The sequence below is a fragment of the Synechococcus sp. CBW1002 genome (genome assembly GCF_015840915.1).
GTDB lineage: Bacteria > Cyanobacteriota > Cyanobacteriia > PCC-6307 > Cyanobiaceae > CBW1002.
Genome location: NZ_CP060398.1, coordinates 1,165,148 through 1,185,281 on the forward strand (window position 1 = coordinate 1,165,148; position 20,134 = coordinate 1,185,281).

Annotated in this window: 16 protein-coding genes; 8 read left to right on the forward strand and 8 right to left on the reverse strand. The window is 67.5% G+C overall.

What is annotated here, in order from left to right:
- Positions 1-6: 6 nt before the first annotated feature.
- The gene (locus tag H8F24_RS05570; protein WP_197171327.1) at positions 7-1,659 is read right to left on the reverse strand and encodes a radical SAM protein; all 1,653 of its coding nucleotides are present in this window, start codon (positions 1,657-1,659) and stop codon (positions 7-9) included.
- 134 nt (positions 1,660-1,793) lie between these two features.
- Between H8F24_RS05570 and H8F24_RS05575 the strand changes: the two genes are divergently transcribed.
- Positions 1,794-2,408, forward strand: a complete 615-nt coding sequence (locus H8F24_RS05575; protein ID WP_197171329.1) for a hypothetical protein — start codon at positions 1,794-1,796, stop codon at positions 2,406-2,408.
- Positions 2,405-2,614, forward strand: a complete 210-nt coding sequence (locus H8F24_RS05580) for a hypothetical protein (protein WP_231598124.1) — start codon at positions 2,405-2,407, stop codon at positions 2,612-2,614. The genes H8F24_RS05575 and H8F24_RS05580 overlap by 4 nt, the downstream gene beginning before the upstream one ends.
- 258 nt (positions 2,615-2,872) lie before the next feature.
- On the opposite strand, the gene H8F24_RS05585 is transcribed toward H8F24_RS05580, so the two are convergent.
- The 3 genes from H8F24_RS05585 to acnB form a co-directional block, all read right to left on the reverse strand.
- The gene (locus H8F24_RS05585; RefSeq protein ID WP_197154297.1) at positions 2,873-4,366 is read right to left on the reverse strand and encodes an IS66 family transposase; all 1,494 of its coding nucleotides are present in this window, start codon (positions 4,364-4,366) and stop codon (positions 2,873-2,875) included.
- A 559-nt stretch (positions 4,367-4,925) separates the two neighbouring features.
- Complete coding sequence (locus H8F24_RS05590) at positions 4,926-6,344, reverse strand: ClC family H(+)/Cl(-) exchange transporter (protein WP_197172031.1); 1,419 nt, start codon at positions 6,342-6,344, stop codon at positions 4,926-4,928.
- A 26-nt stretch (positions 6,345-6,370) separates the two neighbouring features.
- Positions 6,371-9,022, reverse strand: a complete 2,652-nt coding sequence (gene acnB / locus H8F24_RS05595; RefSeq protein WP_197171333.1) for a bifunctional aconitate hydratase 2/2-methylisocitrate dehydratase — start codon at positions 9,020-9,022, stop codon at positions 6,371-6,373.
- 153 nt (positions 9,023-9,175) lie between these two features.
- On the opposite strand from acnB, the gene H8F24_RS05600 reads away from it, so the two are divergent.
- A complete protein-coding gene (locus tag H8F24_RS05600) occupies positions 9,176-10,249 on the forward strand; it encodes a 3-deoxy-7-phosphoheptulonate synthase (RefSeq protein ID WP_197171335.1) in 1,074 nt (357 codons plus the stop codon).
- A 138-nt stretch (positions 10,250-10,387) separates the two neighbouring features.
- Positions 10,388-10,711 carry a hypothetical protein gene (locus H8F24_RS05605; protein ID WP_197157750.1) on the forward strand — a complete coding sequence of 108 codons (324 nt, stop codon included), beginning with the start codon at positions 10,388-10,390 and terminating at the stop codon, positions 10,709-10,711.
- 11 nt (positions 10,712-10,722) lie between these two features.
- Here H8F24_RS05605 and H8F24_RS05610 read toward each other — a convergent pair whose 3' ends face one another.
- From H8F24_RS05610 to H8F24_RS05625, 4 genes are all read right to left on the reverse strand, one after another.
- A complete protein-coding gene (locus H8F24_RS05610; protein WP_231598125.1) occupies positions 10,723-11,421 on the reverse strand; it encodes a diacylglycerol/polyprenol kinase family protein in 699 nt (232 codons plus the stop codon).
- Between the two features lie 14 nt (positions 11,422-11,435).
- Positions 11,436-12,440, reverse strand: a complete 1,005-nt coding sequence (locus H8F24_RS05615; protein ID WP_197171336.1) for a sigma-70 family RNA polymerase sigma factor — start codon at positions 12,438-12,440, stop codon at positions 11,436-11,438.
- Positions 12,441-12,573: 133 nt separating this feature from the next.
- Positions 12,574-14,706 carry a polyphosphate kinase 1 gene (gene ppk1 / locus H8F24_RS05620; RefSeq protein ID WP_197157746.1) on the reverse strand — a complete coding sequence of 711 codons (2,133 nt, stop codon included), beginning with the start codon at positions 14,704-14,706 and terminating at the stop codon, positions 12,574-12,576.
- 67 nt (positions 14,707-14,773) lie between these two features.
- A complete protein-coding gene (locus tag H8F24_RS05625; RefSeq protein ID WP_231598126.1) occupies positions 14,774-16,033 on the reverse strand; it encodes an MFS transporter in 1,260 nt (419 codons plus the stop codon).
- 32 nt (positions 16,034-16,065) lie between these two features.
- On the opposite strand from H8F24_RS05625, the gene H8F24_RS05630 reads away from it, so the two are divergent.
- The 4 genes from H8F24_RS05630 (at position 16,066) to moaC (ending at position 20,075) form a co-directional block, all read left to right on the forward strand.
- A complete protein-coding gene (locus tag H8F24_RS05630; RefSeq protein ID WP_231598127.1) occupies positions 16,066-16,791 on the forward strand; it encodes a succinate dehydrogenase in 726 nt (241 codons plus the stop codon).
- Positions 16,788-18,755 (forward strand): fumarate reductase/succinate dehydrogenase flavoprotein subunit, encoded by a 1,968-nt coding sequence (locus H8F24_RS05635; protein WP_231598128.1) that lies wholly within the window; start codon positions 16,788-16,790, stop codon positions 18,753-18,755. Before H8F24_RS05630 ends, H8F24_RS05635 begins: the two co-directional genes overlap by 4 nt.
- Entirely contained in the window at positions 18,752-19,501 is a 750-nt protein-coding gene (locus H8F24_RS05640) for a succinate dehydrogenase/fumarate reductase iron-sulfur subunit (RefSeq protein ID WP_197157740.1), read from the forward strand. The genes H8F24_RS05635 and H8F24_RS05640 overlap by 4 nt, the downstream gene beginning before the upstream one ends.
- 118 nt (positions 19,502-19,619) lie before the next feature.
- Positions 19,620-20,075 (forward strand): cyclic pyranopterin monophosphate synthase MoaC, encoded by a 456-nt coding sequence (moaC, locus tag H8F24_RS05645; protein WP_197172036.1) that lies wholly within the window; start codon positions 19,620-19,622, stop codon positions 20,073-20,075.
- Positions 20,076-20,134 lie beyond the last annotated feature (59 nt).

A 20,134-nucleotide genomic window follows, 5' to 3' on the forward strand; every position in this document is an offset into this window, starting at 1 on the left:
GCGGGTTCAGCCGATGGCCTCCTGCCTGGGCAGTGCGTCCTGCCGGTGCCGCTGCAGGGTTGCTTCAGGCAGGGGACCTTGCAGATGCACCCAGGGCAGCACCCGGCCCGGTTCCCATTCGGCGTGCACCACCTCCTCCCAGGCCGGTGGCCGTGGCAGCGGCGAACCGGCAGCGGGCTCCAGTTCGCCTGCCTGCGCAGCCCGGTAGGCCTTCTTCCAGCCCCCCAGGCTGTCGTGGCTGCCGCGGGCGGCGGCGATCACCGGCGCGAGCCGCCGGTCGCTGCGCGACAGCAGGGCCTGGATCACGCTCCAGCCATAGCTTTCCGGCCGCAGCTCGATCCCCTTGGGCTTGAGCCGCTTGGCCAGCAGCTTGAGCCGTTTCTCGGCCTCCGGCCGCACGCCCTGCCACTGGAACGGGGTGTGGGCCTTGGGCACGAAGGTGCTCACCCCCAGGGTCAGCCGCAGCCCCGGGGTCGCCTTTTTCAGGGCCAGCATCAGGGCGGCGGTGGCCTCCACATCGGCCTCCTCCTCGCTGGGCAGGCCCACCATGCCGTAGAGCTTCAGGCCGCTGAGGCCACCCTCTCGGGCGTAGCGAGCCGCGGCGTCGATCTCCTCGGTGGCGAGTTTCTTGTTCACCACCTGCCGCATCCGCTCGCTGCCGCTCTCGATCGCGATCGTCAGCGACTTGCTGCCCCGCTTCGCCAGGATGCGCCCCAGCTCGGCGGTCACGGTGGCGGCCCGCACCGAGCTGACGCTCACCCGTGTGCCCTCAAAGCGGTCCTGATCCAGCCACTGCAGCAGCTCCGGGAACTGGGGATGCTGGGTCACGGAAGCCCCCAGCAGCCCCAGGCGCTTCGTCACCGCCAGACCCTTTTCCACCGCCGGGATCAGGCCGTCGTCGAGGGATGGCGTGCGGAAGGGCAGGGTGAGATAACTGGCCAGACAGAAGCGGCAGAGTTCGGGGCAGCTGCGCACCACCTCCACCATGTGGATGTCGGGCCAGGCGGCCTCCGGGGTGATCACCGTGGAGTGGCTGAGGGTGTTGCCCCGCCAGGTCTGCTTGGCCACCGTGGACGGCACGCCCGCCTCGATCGGCTCCACCGCCAGCAGCTCACCGCCGGCTGCATAGCGGGGGACATAGAGGCTGGGCACGTAGATCCCCGGCACCTGGGCCAGGGCCCGCAGCCGCTCCGCCCGTGGTTGATCCCGATGCTGCTGCACGGCATCGATGAAGGCCGGCAGGAGCTCCTCGCCATCACCGAGCAGCACCACATCGAAGAAAGGCGCCAGCGGCTCCGGGTTGGCGGTGAGCACCGGTCCGCCGCCGAACACGATCGGATCGCTCTCGCCGCGTTGCTCGGCCCAGAGGGGGATGCGTTGCTGCTCCAGCAGATCCAGCAGCACCGGCCCGTCCAGCTCCCAGCTCAAGGACAGGCCGAACAGGTCGCCATGACGGTGGGGTGGGTCACTGCGATCCGTGAACAGGCGCCGCACATCCACGTCGGCGCGCCGCGCCAGGGTCGCCCAGACCACCTGGTAGCCCAGGCTGGTGATCCCCACGGAGTAGGTGCTGGGGAAGGCCAGCACGGCCCGCAGGGCACCGGCGACGGGCTGGGCGGGCTCGAACAGCAGGGTTTCCTGGTTCAGGGGGAGGGGCATGCCAATCGATCAGTCTCACGGATCCCTGGTGCCGGTTGCCTGGCCTGGCTAGAGCGGGGGCTGCTGAACGGGTGTCATGCCGAAGCTGCAGGTGATCTCACCGTTTGAGTACAACCCCACCCAGAATCAGGCCAATGTCACGTTTCTGCGCCACCGGCCCGGGTTCTGTCGGCCTTGTCTACGAGGGTCCCCTCGACCCGGTGCAACGCGATGGTGTTAGTGGTTCCAGCACCTGGTACACGATCGAGGCTCCCGAGACTGGGCCCTTCACCAATGTCAATGGCACCAGCGTGTATGGCCCCGACAACCTCGGTGGTGGTCTGGTCGATCTGGTGGGGGCTTACACGCGCAATGTCAGCGGCGGGTCGGCCTCGGGGGAGGATCCCAACACCGTGGGCTTTCTCTATACCGGTGCCATTGATGGCTCCACCAGTTCCGGCTACCGCAGCTTTCAGGGTCAGACCCGCAGCGGTGAAGCAGCTCCTACACCTTTGTCCACAGCGTGGATGGGGGGGCTGGCCGTGGGCAACTGCGACATCGCTTCCGCCGATTCCCTGACGGGTTACAGCCTTGTCTCCACCGCCTTTCTTGTGGATCTGGACAGCGGCCGGCAGATCAACATCCGCTTCCCCGACTTGGGTCTGGATATCACCCATACGGCCTATGGCATCTGGGAGAATGGAGATGGCTCCTACACCATTGCTCGACTGATAATGGTAAGTACCGCCTGCCTGCCGCCTCCGTGGTGACGGTCAAACGCAAGTCCTCCGAGGCTTTCAAAGCCAAAGCCCGCTGGCGCGATCTGGACGTGGTGAAGAGCGATTCCTGCGTTCCCAGTGTGCTCACCACCGCTAACTCCCAGTATGGCGATGTGACCGTGGGTTTTGCCAATTATCCCAATCCTGACGGCACTCTCGCTGCTGCCGACTTCGTTGCCCAGCCCTTGATTCTCTGAGCCTGCTCAGCGACACGACAGCGCCTGTCTGCCTGGATTTACTCAGCCCGTCAACAGGCGCCTTTGCGCTGATGATGAACTTGCGATAATGGAGGATTCGAGTCTCTCCTTGGCCGGGCTCAATGCTGAGGTAACGCAGTCAGTCGTGCTTTGTTTACGGGTATCCGTTCAGGGGCCGTGACGCAGCCGCGCAGCATTCACCGCCCTTGATCGCTGATCACCAAGCGACCACAGACACCACGATCGATGACGGCCGGCTCAGGGATTCGGCAACAGCGATGGCATCTCACCGCCGCGATGATGGGCGATCAAGGCCTGCTCCAGGAACTGCCAGATATCACGGCCCTGTTGCCGCAGGCTGGTGGTGACCGTGAGCAACCTGCTGCGGCAGATTGCACCCTGGCGGGATTGGACGCCATGGCTGATCTTGCGCTGAATCACCGAATGGCGCAGGGCACGCTCGGCTGCGTTGTTGGTGGGCTCGATCCCTTCAATCTCCAGGAAGGTCCAGAGGCCATCGCTCACTTGCAGCAACTGATGGCAGGTACGCACCGTCTTGGCCCACGGCGTTCGCTCGCCGCGCTGGCAGCCCAGCTCCACAACCCGCTGCAGCGTGCCCACAAACGCCTGGCGGATCGGCCGACAGCCCTGCTGCAACGTGGACCAGTCGATCGTTCCGTCTTTGTAGCGGTGCCACTGGGCAAACAGCTGCTGCTGCAGGCCCAGCAGCTCCGCTCCAATCTCACCGCTGGCGCCCTGACGGTCAGCGATGGCAGTGAGATCGCGGATCACGTGCGCCCAGCACAGCTGGCGCTGCTCCAGCGGGAGATGGTTGTAGGCGGAGAAGCGATCGCTCACCACAATTCCGCCAAAGGCATTCCCGAGCAGGTCGATCGCGGCGGCAGCCGAGCGGCTCAGGCTCTGCAAGAACACTGTCACCCCCATGGCGGTCACCATGACCCACTCCCAGCCGCGCCGGCCATCGGGGTTGCCCCCATCGGCATTACCGGTGGGGGCACCGGTTTCATCGACATAGACCACCGACTGCTGACGGGCAAACGCAAGGGCCTCCTGCATGGGCTGCTCCAGTGCTGCACTCAAGCGCTGGCGGATAGTGGCCATCGCTCCCCGGCTGATCTGTACCCCCAGCAGCTGATCCAGCAGCGCCTGGGTCTTGCTGAAACTCAACGGGAAGGCACTACCCAGCAGACCCACCAGAGCACTGAGCCGGGGACCGTAATGGCTTACTTCCACCTCCGCCGGTAACGAGGCACAGGTGCTGGTGGAACAGCAGGGGCAGACCAGGCGGTGCAGCCGGTGCTCGATCACCAGAGGCGTGATCGGTGGAATCTCGATCACCTGGTGCCTCAAGGGCTCGGGATCCTGACCCTGTAGCAACGTGCCGCAGCGGCGGCAGGCCTGGGGGTGGTGCTCGACCACCTCATCCACCCGCTCGATCGGCAGCAGCTCCGGCCCAGATCCGGGATGGCCCGGCTGGCCGCCGCGCTTGCGGCCACTGCCCTTGCGTCGTTCGGGCGGCCTAAACCCCTGGCCATCACTGGAGGGAGGCTTGGAAGAATTGCGGGAGCTGCGGCCGATCCGCTCGCGCAGATGGGCCAGTTCGGTCGCCAGGGCGGTGAGCTGGACGCGGAGCTGCACCATCTCCTCCTGTTGAGCCAGAATGAACTCCCTGGCACCAGCTGGCCACGACAACCAGTCCACCTCGGAAATGCCAGCAGGAGGGGCGCCCATCTCAAGCAGTCTCTGCCTGAGATGCAAACGGGAATCAGGACGCCGTCAAGGGTTCAGCAGAGACGATGTTCGCCGCGTGCTGTCCCGACCCCTGAATGCTTACGTTTACGGAAGTCAGAAGGGTTGCAGGTGCGCCTGGATAGCTTGCATGGAGATGGCCAAAGTCGGTATGGTGAGCATGTTGCGCTTGGCGCTGGATTTCGCGCAGGCAACACCTTCTTGGTAATGCAGTCGATGGAGAATGCTTGCAAGACAGTGGAACTCCATCGTCTGGCGAATTGAGTTGCGAGGGTGCCGCTGGAGGCCCTTTTTCTGACGTTGATGATCTGGCAGTCAGACGCGCCTGTATCGAGGCAGAAGCCGCGCATTTGGGAGTGAAGTTTCGCTGCAATCGTGATGACGGAGGCTCGTAGGATGATGGCATTGTTGCCGGCATCCATCAGGGAAAAATCCTTGAGGTTGGATCCTGTCGCGTCATCACTGAACATCAGGCCGGCTCATGAAGTCCATCAACGCTCGCGCCAGAGGGCCCGGCCGGACTGGATATTCCCAGCCACGATCAGGTCGACGAATTGCTCGGCTCAGCGATTGAGTGGTGAGCCGCCGCTGTCCCTTTTCCGTTGGCGTCGAAGGCCCGCAGCAGCTCGATCTGGCGTTCGTAGATCGATTGTCCATGCAGGACCTGGGTCACCAGGAAGCTGGCCAGGCAGGCCACCAGGATCGGCTTGAGGATCAGCAGGTCTTTGGTGAGGGCGAAGGCGAGGAACACGGCGGTGATCGGCGTGCGGGAGCAGCCCGCCACAAAGGCCCCCATGCCCGCGAACACGAAGGTGGTGGGCACGTGGCCGGTGAGGTGCTCGGCCAGGCCCCCGCAGGCCAGGCCGATGGTGGCCCCCAGGGTGAGCATCGGCGCGAACAGGCCCCCGGGAGCTCCGGACGCTGCGGAAAGACCCGTGCTGAAGAACAGCAGGACGAAGATCCCCAGCGCCGTGCCGATTTCCACATGGCCCTCAGCCACGGCCTGCTGCAGGCCGGCATTGTTGCGGAATTCCGGCGGCAGGCAGGCATACACCAGGCCGAGGAGAACCCCGGCGATCACCATGCGGCTCACCAGATGCGGGGCGAACCAGCGGTGGCTCAGCCACTGCATGCGGATCACGTAGCGGCAGTAGAGCTCTGCCAGCAGACCCACCACGATCCCGAGCGCGATCAGGTAGAGCAGATCCACGGGCAGGAACCGGAGCATGGGGGTGAATTCCCTGTCCAGCAGGAAGCCCTTGACGTTCAGACCGCTGGACTGAAGACCCAGGGCCGTCAGTCCCATCACATCGGCCCAGGTGTCGGCCAGGAAGGTGGTGACCAGCACCAGCAGGAGCACCACCGGCCGGGCACCGCGCAGCAGTTCTTCCACGGCGTAGAAGAAGCCGCCGATCGGAGCGTGAAACACGGCCGCGATGCCCGCCCCGCCGCCGGCGGCCACGATCACCCTCAGGAAGGCCGCAGGGGCCCGCAGCACCTTGGCCAGCCGCCAGGCCACCGATCCCCCCATCTGTACCGAGGGTCCTTCGGGACCGAGCGGAAAGCCCGAGCCGATGGCCAGGATCCCCGCCACCAGCTTCACCATTGCCACGCGGAAGCCCATCGGCATGGGACGTCCCTTGAGGAAGACCATCACCTGGGTGATCCCCGATCCCGCGGCCGTGGGGGCCAGCTCCCGGATCAGCAGCGCCGAGACCAGACTCCCCAGCCCGCCCATCAGGGGCAGCACCAGGGCTGCGGGAGCCATCTCCAGCAGCCTCAGTCGCCAGGTGCCCAGCCAGCCCACGCCGGTCTTGAACAGCAGGGCGGCGGCGGCGGCACTGAAGCCGGTGAGCAGCAACGCCAGGGCCACAGCCCACCAGCGCTCCTCGATGAGCCTGCGGATGCTCCGGGTGGATTGCCAGCTGTCCCTGTCGAAGTGGAAGGCCCTCAGCCGCAGGGACCGCAGGGCCTCGATGGGTGGAATCAAACTCCTGCCAGCACCTTGGCCTCCTCCTCGCTGCTCACCACGCGGCCCTGGTCTTCGAAGCCCTCGATCTGGTCGAAGTTGAGGTAGCGGTAGAGCGTGGCGCCGTTGGGGTCGATCTTCTCGGCGGCGATCGCCAGGTAGTCCTCCTTGGTGGGGATGCGGCCCAGCTGGGCGCACACCGCCGCCAGTTCGGCGCTGCCCAGGTACACCTGCGCACCGTTGCCGAGGCGGTTGTTGAAGTTGCGGGTGCTGGTGGAGAACACGGTGGTGTCGTCTTCCACCCGGGCCTGGTTGCCCATGCACAGCGAGCAGCCCGGCATCTCCATGCGGCTGCCGGCCGCCTCGAAGATCGCGTAGTAGCCCTCCTGCCTGAGCATCTCCTCGTCCATGCGGGTGGGGGGGCAGACCCAGAGGCGGGCGGCATTGGCGCCCTGGCCCTCCAGCACCGTGGCGGCGGCCCGGTAGTGGCCGATGTTGGTCATGCAGGAGCCGATGAACACCTCATCGATCGGCGCGCCCGCCACCTCCGAGAGCGTCTTGACGTTGTCGGGGTCGTTGGGGCAGGCCAGGATCGGTTCGGTGATCGCATCGAGGTCGATTTCGATCACGGCGGCGTACTCCGCATCGGCATCGGCCTCCATCAGCACCGGCTTGGCCAGCCAGGCCTCCATCGCCTGGATCCGGCGGGCCAGGGTGCGGGCATCGCCGTAGCCGCGGGCGATCATGTTCTTCAGCAGAGCCACGTTGCTGCGCAGGTATTCGCTCACCGTTTCCACGCTGAGCTTGATGGTGCTGCCGGCGCAGGAACGTTCGGCGGTCGCATCCGTCAGTTCAAAAGCCTGCTCCAGCTTGAGATCGGGCAGGCCCTCGATCTCCATGATCCGGCCGTTGAACACGTTCTTCTTGCCCTCCTTGGCCACCGTGAGCAGCCCCTGCTGGATCGCCACGTAGGGAATCGCGTTCACCACATCGCGCAGGGTCACGCCCGGCTGCAGGGAACCTGAAAATCTCACCAGCACCGATTCGGGCATGTCGAGCGGCATGGCGCCGATGGCGGCGGCGAAGGCCACCAGGCCCGAGCCGGCCGGGAAGGAGATGCCCAGGGGGAAGCGGGTGTGGCTGTCGCCGCCGGTGCCCACGGTGTCGGGCAGCAGCATGCGGTTGAGCCAGCTGTGGATGATGCCGTCGCCGGGTCGCAGCGCCACGCCGCCGCGGGAGGCCATGAAGTCGGGCAGTTCGGCGTGGGTCCTGAGGTCCACCGGCTTGGGATAGGCGGCGGTGTGGCAGAAGCTCTGCATCACCAGATCCGCCGAGAAGCCGAGGCAGGCCAGCTCCTTCATCTCGTCGCGGGTCATGGGCCCGGTGGTGTCCTGGGAGCCCACGGTGGTCATCAGCGGCTCGCAGCTGGTGCCCGGCCGCACGCCCGCCAGGCCACAGGCCTTGCCCACCATCTTCTGGGCCAGGGTGAAGCCCTTGCCGGTGTCGGCCGGGGCCACCGGCCGGATGAACAGATCCGAGGCGGGCAGGCCCAGCTGGGCGCGCACCTTGTCGGTCAGGGAGCGGCCGATCATCAGGGGGATGCGGCCGCCGGCCCGCACCTCGTCGGTGATCGTGCTGGGCTTGAGCTCGAAGCGGGCCACGATCTCGCCGGCGTTGGCTTCACCGGCCGCCCGCTCGATCGTGCCGGCATAGGGGCGGATCGTGATCACATCGCCGGAGTTGAGGGCGGTCACGTCGCACTCGATCGGCAGGGCGCCGGAGTCTTCAGCCGTGTTGAAGAAGATCGGCGCGATCTTGCTGCCCAGCACCACGCCGCCGCTGCGTTTGTTGGGCACATGGGGGATGTCGGTGCCGGTGTGCCAGAGCACCGAGTTGATGGCGGATTTGCGGGAGCTGCCGGTGCCCACCACATCGCCCACGTAGGCCACCGGGTGGCCCTTGGTCTTGAGCTCGGCGATCAGCTCCAGGCCGCCGGGCATGCGGGTCTCCAGCATCGCCATGGCGTGCAGGGGGATGTCCGGCCGGGTGGTGGCGTGGGTGGCGGGGGAGAGGTCGTCGGTGTTGGTTTCGCCCTCCACCTTGAACACCGTCACGGTGATCTCGGCCGGCAGCTCGGGCTTGGCGGTGAACCACTCGGCGGCGGCCCAGCTGTCGATCACCCGCCTGGCGTAGGAGTTGCGCTCGGCCAGCTCGAAAACGTCGTGGTAGGCGTCGTAGACCAGCAGGGTGCGGCTGAGGCCCTCGGCCGCTGTCTCGGCGATGGTGCTGTCGTCGCTGCTGAGCAGTTCGATCAGGGCGCCCACGTTGTAGCCGCCGATCATGGTGGCCAGCAGCTGCACGGCTTCCACCGGGCTCACCAGGGGGCTGCTGACGCTGCCCTGGGCCACGCCGCTCAGCCAGCCGGCCTTCACGTAGGCCGCCTCATCCACCCCCGGCGGGATGCGCTCGCTGAGCAGGTGCAGCAGAAAGGCCTCCTCCCCGGCTGGCGGTGCCGCCAGCAGCTCGGTGAGGGCCTGGGTCTCGGCGGCGTTCAGGGGCAGGGGCGGCACCCCCAGGGCCTGCCGTTCCGCCGCGGCGGCGCGGTAGCTGCTGAGGACACTGGCCGGATCGGGGGAGGAGCTGGCAGGGCTCGAGCTGGCAACGGTCATCCCAGGGGTTTCGGCTTCTGCCTTCCATTGTTCTTGCCAGCCCGGCCGGCTGTTGGTGGCGACCGTTGCCAAAGGTTCACTCCGAACGGCCCGCGGAAGCCGATGACTAGGGTGAAGTCCGTTCCGCGGCGCCAGACGAGCAGCCCAGGGTTCATGACAGCCACCTCCGATCTGCACGTGGTGGAGACCCGGCCCCTCGTTCCACCGGCACTGCTGCACCGGGATCTGCCGATCACGGAGACCTCTTCCGCCACGGTGCAGCAGGCCCGCGAGCGCATCAAGGCGATCCTGCGCGGCGACGATGCCCGCATGCTGGTGATCGTGGGTCCGTGCTCGGTGCACGATGTGGCCGCGGCCCAGGAGTACGCCGCGGCGATTCAGGAGCTGCGCCAGCGCCACCGCGGCGAGCTGGAGGTGGTGATGCGGGTCTATTTCGAGAAGCCCCGCACCACCGTGGGCTGGAAGGGGTTGATCAACGATCCCCATCTCGACGGCAGCTACGACATCAACACCGGCCTGCGCCGCGCCCGCACCCTGCTGCTCCACCTCGCTGAGATGGGACTGCCGGCCGCCACCGAGCTGCTCGATCCGGTGGTGCCCCAGTACATCGCCGACCTGATCAGCTGGACCGCCATCGGCGCCCGCACCACCGAAAGCCAGACCCACCGGGAGATGGCCTCGGGACTGTCGATGCCGATCGGCTTCAAGAACGGCACCGATGGCAGTGCCACCACCGCCATCCATGCCATGCAGGCGGCGGCGCGGCCGCACCATTTCCTGGGCATCAACAGCGAGGGGCAGGCCTCGATCGTGACCACCACCGGTAATCCCGATGGTCATCTGGTGCTGCGCGGCGGCAAGACCGGCACCAACTACCACCGCGAAGCGATTGAGGCGGCCTCCCTCTCCCTGGAGAAGGAGAACCTGCCGGCCCGGCTGATGGTGGATTGCAGCCACGGCAATTCCAACAAGGACTACCGCCGTCAGGGCGAGGTGCTGGAGCAGGTGGCCGAGCAGCTGCGCCAGGGCTCCCGGCGGGTGATGGGCGTGATGCTGGAAAGTCATCTGGTGGCGGGCAGTCAGAAGATCCCCAAGGACCTCAGCCAGCTCGCCTACGGCCAGAGCATCACCGATGCCTGCATCGATCTGGCCACCACGCGGCAGTTGCTCGACCATCTCGCCGCTGCGGTGCGCCAGGCCTGTGATCGGCAGCTGGCGGCGGCATGACGACCTGAATCCTGCTAATTGGCACTCAAGGATTGCGAGTGCCAAAGTATGATGATTCCATCGAAATGTTCCTTGTGGACATGCGATCTCTTGGATCTCGGTACGTTTGGACTCCTCGTGTGATTCAGGAGTTCCGTGATGAGCTATCTCCTGCAGTTCTGTGGCCTGACCGACCCTCTCCAGCTCTTCTATCTGGAGCAGACGGCAGGGCCGGCCTTCGGGGGCTTCCGCCCCTTCCAGCTCGACGACCTGCTCGCCTGGGCCGTGGACACCGCCCGTGGCCGCTGCTGGGATCCGGCGCTGATCGAGCGCACCGTGCTGGATGAGTGGATCGAGCGGGCTGATGTGATCCGCCAGTGGCAGCTGCGGCTGCGGGAGGAGCCGGCGGATCGGATGGTGGTTGCCGGACTGGGCACGCAGCGCGACTGGGAATGCCGCTGTGAGCACTTGCTGCAGGCCTGAGGGCTCGGCGGCTACAGGCTGGCTCCGGGGTAGCAGAGGCTCCAGAGCCAGCCCACGGCCAGGGGCACCGTGAGGTTGTCGAGGCCGAGCAGGGCCGCCTGCTCCAGCAGGCAGGCCACCAGGGCGATGCCGATGGGGACCAGCCAGGTCGTGGCGCCGCCGACGGCCGGGCTGGGCACTGCCGAGAAGGCCTGCAGCAACAGCAGCACGCTGAGGCTGGCGGCGGCCATGGCGCTGGTGCCCGCCACGGATTTGCGCTGGCCCCAGAGACGCCAGCTGGGCGAGGCGACCGAGACACCCACCAGGCCCGCCAGGCCATCCCCCCAGGCCATCACCAGCACGCCCGCTGCCACGGCAGCGGCCTGATCCGGCCAGTACAACCACAGCAGCAGGGTGACAGCGGCTCCGTAGGCCACGGTGCCGTAACTGGCGCGGCCCACGTCTTCGATGGCGGGCAGCACCCGCAGGCGGTGATTGAGAGCGGCCAGGGCGGTGATCAGCCCAGCCAGGCCGATGGCAATGTTGCGGTCGATCCCCAGCCACCAGGCCAGCAGGATCACCGGACCGCAGCCCACATGCACGACCTTGCGGCGCCACTCACGTTGCTCCGGCCAGCGCTTCGCCATTGCCGTGGCGGCTCCTGCCAGCAGGCCGAGCCAGAGGGCCAGGACGCCGATGCCGACCAGCTGGCTCAGGGCCCAGTTGTCCACCGGAAGGGTCGTGCTCAGGCAGCCTGCTGTCCGTAGGTGGTGCGGTTGCTCATCAGCCGCAGCTTCATGATCGCCTTGGTTTCAAGCTGCCGCACCCGCTCGCGGGAGACGTTGATCTGGCGGCCGATCTCGGCGAGGGTCTGGGGTTCGGTGCCCTCCAGGCCAAACCGCATCTGCAGGATGCGGCGCTCGCGTTCGTTCAGCTGGGCCAGCCAGGTGCCGAGGTGCTCCTTCTGGAACAGGCGGTCCATCGATTCGATGTGCGCCCCGCTGGCCGGATCGGCGATCAGTTCCCCCAGGGTGCTGCGGTCTTCGTCGCCACGGGCGTGGGCGTCGAGGGAGGCGCAGGGGGCGCTCTGCGAGACGAGGTCTTCGAGTTCGTTCGGAGGGATGCCCATGGCATGGGCCAGCTCCAGCCGGTTGGGCTGACGGCCGAGCCGGTGGGAGAGCTCGCGCGAGATCCGCCGCATCTTCGAGAGTTTCTCGCTGACGTGGATCGGCAACCGGATCGTGCGGGCGCTGTTGTCAATCGCGCGGGTCATGCCCTGGCGGATCCACCAGTAGGCATAGGTGGAGAATTTGTAGCCCATGGCGGGGTCGAATTTGTCGACAGCCCGCTCCAGTCCGATCGCGCCTTCCTGGACCAGGTCGAGCAGCTCCAACCCCTGGTTCTGATATTTCTTCGCCACGCTCACCACCAGGCGCAGGTTGGCGGCCATCATCCGGTCCCTCGCCCGCTGGCCCATGCGGATCTGGCGGCGCTGCTGGGTCGTGAGGGTGTCAGCAGGCAGCTCCAGCAGACGCTTGCCCTGTTGCAAGTGATGGGCCAGCTCAATTTCTTCAGCCGGTGTGAGCAGTGGCACACGGCCGATCGTGCTCAGGTACCAGCCGATCGTGTCGGCGCTGATGCGGCCGACAGCCTGCTTGGCAGCACTGGCAGATTTGCTTGGTGTGCGGCGCCCGCTGACGTTCTCGGTGTTGGCGATTACGTCATGAGCGGAACGCTGAGGCGTACTCATCACCCCGGCCTCCGTGAGTTGGTGTCCGGAATGTAGCAGCGTTATTGCTGGGATGAGGAATGTAAACGAAAGACATCCTGTAAGCAAGACAACGACAGGGTGGTGCTTGTGTAACGGATGTTGCTGTTTCGCTTCAACGTGCAGAGCTGAGGCCGCCGCGCCAGAGCCGGATCAGAGTCTCCTGGGTCTGGAGACCATCCCCTTCCGGCTGCAACTGCTCAAAGCTGCCATCGCTGCGCATGTGCCAGGCGCCCGTGTCGCCCAGATAGAGCTCCAGCAGATCCTCCAGCTGCCCGCGCAGCCGAGCGTCTTCCACCGGCGCCACCGCTTCGACCCGTCGATCCAGGTTGCGGGGCATCCAGTCGGCGCTGCCGAAGTACATCTCAGGGTTGCCGCCATTGGCAAACCAGAACAGGCGCGAGTGTTCGAGAAAACGACCGATCACGCTCACCACCTGGATGTTCTCGCTGATGCCCTCCACTCCGGGCCTGAGGCAGCACATGCCACGGATCACCAGCTCGATTTTCACACCGGCCTGGGAGGCTTCGTAGAGCAGGCCAATGATCGCCGGATCAACCAGCGCATTCATCTTGGCCCGGATGTGACCACCCTGGCCAGCCTTGGCGAGGTCAATCTCGCGGCGGATCAGCGCCTCCATGCCCTTGCGCAGGGTGACCGGCGCCACCAGCAACTTGCGGAAACTCTGTTGTTTCGAGAAGCCGGTGAGGTAATTGAACAGCTCCACCAGGTCCTGGCCGAAATCGGTGTGGGAGGTCAGCAGTCCCACGTCGGTGTAGAGGCTGGAGGTGCGGGAGTTGTAGTTGCCGGTGCCGATATGCACATAACTGCGCAGAATCTGCTTCTCCTTGCGCACCACCAGCAGGATCTTGGTGTGTGTCTTCAGACCGAGCACCCCGTACACCACATGCACGCCGGAGCGTTCCAGCCGCCGGGCCCACTGGATGTTGTTGTCTTCATCGAAGCGGGCCTTGAGTTCCACCAGGGCCATCACCTGCTTGCCGTTCTCTGCCGCCCGGATCAGGGCGGCCACCACCGCCGAATCCTTTGACGTGCGATAGAGCGTCATCTTGATCGCCAGCACCGACGGGTCGTCGGCGGCCTGGTTGAGGAACTCCTCGACCGAGGTGGCGAACAGGTCATAGGGATGGTGCAGCAGCACATCGCCCTGGCGAATCGTCGCGAAGATGCTCTGGAAGTCCTCCTCCTTCAGCGAGCCGTCGTCCAGATGGCTGCGCTGCGCCCGCGCCAGCGCCGGCACGGTGCGGCCCTGGAAGGGCTTGTCTTTCAGCTGGGGCAAGGGGATCGCCAGCAGGCTCATCAGGTCATCGAGGCCGAGTGGACCGTTGACGCGGTAGAGGTCCTGCGCCTCCACGTTCATCCCTTCCATGAGCACGTGGATCACGTCATCGGGCATTTCGTCGGCCACCTCAAGCCGCACCACCTCGCCGCCCTTGCGCCGCTTGCGCAGGCCCTCCTGCAGGGCCTCCATCAGGTCGTCGGCCTCAAGGTCGCGCAGCTCCAGGTCAGCGTCGCGGGTGACTCGGAAGAAGTAGTGCCCCTCGATCGTCATGCCCGGGAACAGCAGTTGCAGGTTGAAGGCCACCACCTGCTCCAGCGGCACCGCGGTGAACACCGGCTTGGGCCGCTTGCCGCTCAGATCGCTGGGGATCTCCACGAAGCGGGGCAGGATCTTCTGGGGAACCTTGACCCGCGCGAACTGCTGCTGGCCCGTGTCTGGGTCGCGCACCAGGGCCGCCACGTTGAGGCTGAGGTTGCTCACGAACGGGAAGGGATGGGCCGGATCCACCGCCAGGGGGGTCAGAACCGGGAAGATGGCGGTCTGAAAGGTGTGATCCACCCACTGCCGCTGGCGGTTGCTGAGGTTGGCGTAATCGATCAGATGGACGCCGTACTCGGTCAGCTGGTTCTTGAGCGAATGACGGTAGTGCTGCTGCTGCAGATCCAGCAGAGGGCGGAGTTTGGCCTGAATCGCCTCCAGCTGCTGCAGGGGTGTGCGGCCATCGTCGCTGAGGCTGGTGACTCCGGCTTCGAGTTGCGACTTCAGCGACGCCACCCGCACCATGAAGAACTCATCGAGGTTGTTGCTGAAGATGGCGCTGAACTTGGCCTGCTCCAGCAGCGGGGTGTGTTCATTCAGCGCCTGGGCCAGCACGCGCCGATTGAAATCGATCCAGCTCAGCTCGCGGTTGATGTAGAGCTCGGCAGCGACGGCGGGCTCGCCCATGGTGTTCTGCTGTCGGCGGTGCTGACGCGACGCACGCTGCCGGTTCCTCTCCGGCAACGTAGCAATCTCACTCCGTTGCTCCCGGTGACGCCGTTGCTTGACCGGGCAGCCCCCCGGCCACCAGCAGGGCCACCCCCACCATCAACACGGTGCCGAACCAGAAGGGGCTTTGCTGCCCCACGGTTTCGTAGGCCAGGCCCGCCAGCGGAGGCCCCACGAAGCCGGTGAGGCTCTGCAGGCCCTGGAGGCTGCCCAGGGCGGCTCCCTGACCAGCCTCATCGAGCCGGCGGGAGACGAGGCTGCGCAGGCTGGGGGTGACCAGACCGGTGCCGGTGGCCAGGATCGCCAGGGCGATGAACACCTGCGGCTGGGCGTTGCCGACCGTGGTCAGCAGGATCAGCAGAAACCCCACGATCACCAAGCCGATGCCCGCCAGAGTGAGGCGCCATTCACCGAAGCGCTGCACCAGCGGTCCGATCAGGCCGCCCTGCACCAGGGTGGCCACCACACCCACCACCAGGAAGGCCAGCGCCGAGGTGGTGGGTCCCCAGCCGAAGGCCTGCTTGAAATAGAGCACCAGCACGGCCGTGAAGCCGTTGAAGGCCAGAAAAAACAGGAAGAAGGCCGCACTCAGGCGACGCACCTGCGGGTTGGCGAGCACCCGCGCCAGCTGGGCGAAGGGTTGCAGATCGCGCTTGCGCGGCAGGGGTGATCGGGCCTCTGGCGGATGGGTTTCGGGCAGCAGCAGGACCACCAGCACCAGGTTGAGGGCGGCGATCGCCACGGCCAGCAGCAACGGCAGGGTGATGGTGATCCCGGCCAGGGCGCCCCCCAGCGCCGGTCCGAGGATGAAGCCCAGCCCGAAGGCCACCCCGATCAGCCCGAAGGCCTTGGCCCGCTGTTCCGGTGCCGAGATGTCCGCCAGCACCGCAGCGGCGGTGGCGGCGGTGCCGCCGCTCACCCCATCGATCAGCCGCGCCGCGAACAACAGCCCCAGGGGCCAGCCGGCCGCCGCCGCCGCTGGCCAGAGGCTGGCCCAGGGCAAGGCCAGGGTGAGGGCAAACAGGCTCAGCCCCAGCAGGGAGCCCGTCACGCAGACCATGATCACCGGCCTGCGGCCGTAGCGGTCGCTCAGGGCGCCGATCAGCGGTGTGAAGCCGAACTGGGCCAGGGCATAACTTCCGGCCAGCAGCCCCAGCACCCGTCCGTCATTGGTGATCCCCGCCAGCAGGTAGGGCAGCAGCGGAAACACGATGCTCTCGCCCAGCCGGTCGTTGAGCAGGGTGATGAAGACGCACAGGAGGGTGGAGGGGCGCGTCCAGCGCACGGCGAGGGGCCCAGGGGGGTCCTCACATTCCCATGGCCCTCTGCAAGGGAGGCGCGCTGGGCGCCACCATGGGGGTCGCTGTCGCCGCGCCATCCATGGACGCAGGAGCCGAGGGGGCGGCCATCCGGCCGATGATCGCCGTGCTCGGCCTGGCCTTGGTGCTCTTCCTGGTGCTGCACCTGGCGGGTGTGGGGGTGGCCCTGATCGATCCGGACGCCTTCGGCCGGCTGGTGGCCGTTCTGCACAGCGCCTGGTGGTTGCCGCCGCTGGAGCTGGCCCTGGCGGCGGTCGGGCTCGGCCATGGCCTGGCGGCGCTCCTGCGGGTGAGCCGCAACGCCCGCGCCGCCGGTGCGCAGCGGCCCCTGGTTCTGCGCAGTCGCCGGGCCGCCGCCGGGCCCGCGGAGGCCCTCGCGGCCCTGGCGGCCCGCATTGCACCCTGGAGTGGCGCCCTGCTGCTGCTGTTCCTGGTGGTGCATCTGCTGCAGTTGCGCTGGCACCGTCCACCGGCCGCGGCGGAGCTCGCGGCCCTGCGGGCCGTGCTTGCGAACCCCGGCGTGCTGCTGCTCTACGGGGCGGCCGGTGCGGCGGCGGGCCTGCATCTGCTGCATGGCGTCGAGAGCGCCCATCGCAGCCTCGGCTGGCTCGATCCCGCCAACGCCGGTCCCATCCGCATGGCCGGTCGGTGGCTGGCGCTGCTGCTGGGGGGCGGCTTCACGCTGCTGCCGCTGGCGCTGGTGCTGCAGGGGGTGGGCCGATGACGGCAGCCCCCATGGCGAACGCCTCCCCTGACGATCTCCGGCTGGATCCGTGCCTGCCGGCGGGGCCGCTGGCCACGGCCTGGGAGCGCACCCTGCTGGATCTGCCACGGATCAGCCCGGCCAACAAACGGGGTCTGCGGGTGCTGGTGGTGGGCAGCGGCCTGGCGGGGGCCTCGGCCGCCGCCACCCTGGCGGAGCAGGGCTACGCGGTGGACGTGGTCACCTATCACGACAGCCCCCGCAGGGCCCATTCGGTGGCGGCCCAGGGGGGCATCAATGCCGCCAAGAATTACGCCGGCGATGGCGACAGCATCGAACGGCTGTTCCGCGACACGGTCAAAGGAGGCGACTTCCGTGCTCGCGAGGCCGGCTGCCATCGCCTGGCGGAGATCAGCGGCCGCCTGATCGACCACTGCGTCGCCCAGGGGGTGCCCTTCGCCCGGGAGTACGGCGGCACCCTCGCCAACCGCAGCTTCGGCGGTGCCCTGGTCAGCCGCACCTTCTATGCCCGCGGCCAGACGGGCCAGCAGCTGTTGTATGGCGCCGTTCAGGCCCTGCTGCGGCAGGTGGAGGCCGGTCGGGTGCGCCTGCTCTGCCGGCGCGACATGCTCGATCTGATCACGGTCGACGGCGTCGCCCGGGGCGTGGTGTGCCGCCACCAGCTCAGTGGCGCCCTGGAGTGCCACACCGCCCACGCCGTGCTGCTGGCCAGTGGTGGCTATTCCAACGTCTATTTCCTTTCCACCAATGCGGTGAAGTCGAATGCCACCGCGCTCTGGTGCGCCCATCGCCGCGGCGCCTGGTTCGCCAACCCCTGCTTCACCCAGGTCCACCCCACCTGCATCCCCAGCGGCGGCGCCTTCCAGAGCAAGCTCACCCTGATGAGCGAGAGCCTGCGTAACGACGGGCGGGTGTGGCTGCCCCTGCGGCCCGGCGACGACCGGCCGCCGGCGGAGATTCCCGAGGCCGAGCGCGACTACTTCCTCGAACGTCACTACCCCACCTACGGCAATCTCGTGCCCCGCGATGTGGCCTCCCGCCGGGCGCGCGAACGCTTTCTCGCCGGCCAGGGGGTCGGCCCCGGCGATGGCGGCTCCGGCGGCGCCCAGGGGGTGTATCTCGACCTGGCCGAGGCGATCGCCCGTGATGGCCGGGCCGCGATCGAGGCCCGCTACGGCAACCTGCTGCAGATGTATGCGCGCATCACCGGCGAGGATCCCTTCGCCAGGCCGCTGCGCATCGCTCCCGCTCCCCACTACACGATGGGCGGGCTCTGGGTGGACTACCACCTGATGAGCACGATTCCCGGTCTGTTTGTGCTGGGGGAGGCCAATTTCTCCGAGCATGGTGCCAATCGGCTCGGGGCCAGCGCCCTGATGCAGGGCCTGGCGGATGGCTATGTCATTGCCCCGGCCACGGTGACGGCCTGGCTGGCGGGGCATCCCCAACCGGAGGTGGGGCCCGAGCACCCGGCCTGCCGCGCGGCGATCGCGGCCGTGCGCGCCCGGATCGATCACCTCACGGCGATCGGCGGCAGCAGCTCGGTGGATGGGCTGCATCGCGAGCTGGGGCTGTTGATGCTCGATGTCTGTGGCATCAGCCGCCAGGCCGACGGCCTGCGTCGCGGGCTGGAGGAGGTGGCGCAGCTGACGCGGCGTTTCCACGACGATCTCCGCCTGCCCGTGGTGGATACCCCCATCCAGGGCGAACTGGAGAAGGCCCTGCGGCTGGAGGATTTCCTCGGCCTGGCTGATCTGATGCTGCGCGATGCCCTGGCCCGGGAGGAATCCTGTGGGGCCCATTTCCGCGAGGAGCACCAGAGCGAAACCGGCGAAGCCCTGCGTGACGACGCCCATTTCGCCCACATCGCCGCCTGGGAGCATCGCCAGGGCAGCGTGCCGCAGCGCCACATTGAGCCCCTCCGCTTCAGCACCGTGGTTCCCCAGGCGCGTGACTACCGATGAGCCGCACCCTCTGCCTCACCCTGCGGATCTGGCGCCAGGCCGGCCCGGATGCTCCCGGGGGCTTCGAGAGCCATCGGCTCGAGGGAGTGTCTGCCGATCTCTCCCTGCTGGAGGCCCTCGATCAGCTCAATGAGCAGCTGATCGCCGCCGGCCAGAGGCCCGTGGGCTTCGATCACGACTGCCGCGAAGGCATCTGCGGCAGCTGCGGCTTTCTGGTGAACGGCCAGGCCCACGGACCCCTCGCCGCCACCACGGTCTGCCAGCTGTATCTGCGCCACATCGACGACGGCGCCACGCTGGTGCTCGAGCCCTGGCGGGCCAGGGCCTTTCCGGTGCTGCAGGATCTCTGCGTCGATCGCTCCGGCTTCGATCGGATCCTGGCGGCGGGGGGCTACTGCTCCGTGAACACCGGCAGTGCGCCGGAGGCCAACACGATGCTGATCGGGCGCGAGCAGGCGGCCTCGGCCTTCGACACGGCCACCTGCATCGGCTGCGGAGCCTGCGTGGCCAGCTGCCGCAACGCCTCCGCCAGCCTCTTCGTGGCGGCCAAGCTGGCCCACCTCGGCCAGTTGCCCCAGGGCCAGCCGGAGCGAGGGCAGCGGGCCCGCGCCCTGCAGCAGCGCATGGCAGACGAAGGCTTCGGCAGCTGCAGCAACACCCTGGAGTGCGAGGCGGTCTGCCCCCAGCAGATCTCCGCCGACTGGATCAGCTGGATGCACCGGGAGGCCCGGCATCACGCTGGCTGAGGCGCGCCATGATCAAGTCTGTGGCGCTTTCGGTGCCTTGAACGCAACTCCAGCTCCACGATCCGCGTCAGAGCCGATCCCCTCGCTGAGCCACCTCAACGCCGCCGGCGAGGTGCACATGGTGGAGGTGGGTGATCGGCCCGCCACCGATCGCCGTGCCGTGGCCGAAGGCTTTCTTGCCATGGAGCCGGCGGTGCTGGCCCTGGTGCTGGAGGGCCGGGCCCCCAAGGGCGACGTGCTGGCGGTGGCACGGGTGGCGGCGATCCTGGCCGCCAAGCGCACCTGGGAGCTGATCCCCCTCTGCCATCCGATCGCCCTGAGCGGTGTGGGGGTGCGGATCGAACCTGCCGCCGATGGCAGCGGCCTGCGGCTGGAGGCGACGACCCGCACCACCGCCCCCACCGGCGTGGAGATGGAGGCCCTCACCGCCGTGCAGGTGGGGCTGCTCACCCTCTACGACATGCTCAAATCCGCCGATCCGGCGATGACGATCGGCCCGGTGCGGCTTCTCACCAAGGAAGGGGGACGCCATGGCCCCTGGCAGCGCCCATCGGTCAGCCCTGCCCCAGGCTGAACCTCGCGCCCCCTGTCCTGAGGGCGCCCCTTCGATCCCGGCCACCCCCTCGCGCCCAG

Bases quoted from the DNA above. Each gene is read 5' to 3' on its own strand.
- H8F24_RS05570 (WP_197171327.1), bottom strand. From the start codon at position 1,659: ATGCCCCTCCCCCTGAACCAGGAAACCCTGCTGTTCGAGCCCGCCCAG.
- H8F24_RS05575 (WP_197171329.1), top strand. From the start codon at position 1,794: ATGTCACGTTTCTGCGCCACCGGCCCGGGTTCTGTCGGCCTTGTCTAC.
- H8F24_RS05585 (WP_197154297.1), bottom strand. From the start codon at position 4,366: ATGGGCGCCCCTCCTGCTGGCATTTCCGAGGTGGACTGGTTGTCGTGG.
- acnB (WP_197171333.1), bottom strand. From the start codon at position 9,022: ATGACCGTTGCCAGCTCGAGCCCTGCCAGCTCCTCCCCCGATCCGGCC.
- H8F24_RS05600 (WP_197171335.1), top strand. From the start codon at position 9,176: ATGACAGCCACCTCCGATCTGCACGTGGTGGAGACCCGGCCCCTCGTT.
- H8F24_RS05605 (WP_197157750.1), top strand. From the start codon at position 10,388: ATGAGCTATCTCCTGCAGTTCTGTGGCCTGACCGACCCTCTCCAGCTC.
- H8F24_RS05615 (WP_197171336.1), bottom strand. From the start codon at position 12,440: ATGAGTACGCCTCAGCGTTCCGCTCATGACGTAATCGCCAACACCGAG.
- ppk1 (WP_197157746.1), bottom strand. From the start codon at position 14,706: ATGGGCGAGCCCGCCGTCGCTGCCGAGCTCTACATCAACCGCGAGCTG.
- H8F24_RS05630 (WP_231598127.1), top strand. From the start codon at position 16,066: ATGGCCCTCTGCAAGGGAGGCGCGCTGGGCGCCACCATGGGGGTCGCT.
- H8F24_RS05635 (WP_231598128.1), top strand. From the start codon at position 16,788: ATGACGGCAGCCCCCATGGCGAACGCCTCCCCTGACGATCTCCGGCTG.
- H8F24_RS05640 (WP_197157740.1), top strand. From the start codon at position 18,752: ATGAGCCGCACCCTCTGCCTCACCCTGCGGATCTGGCGCCAGGCCGGC.
- moaC (WP_197172036.1), top strand. From the start codon at position 19,620: ATGGTGGAGGTGGGTGATCGGCCCGCCACCGATCGCCGTGCCGTGGCC.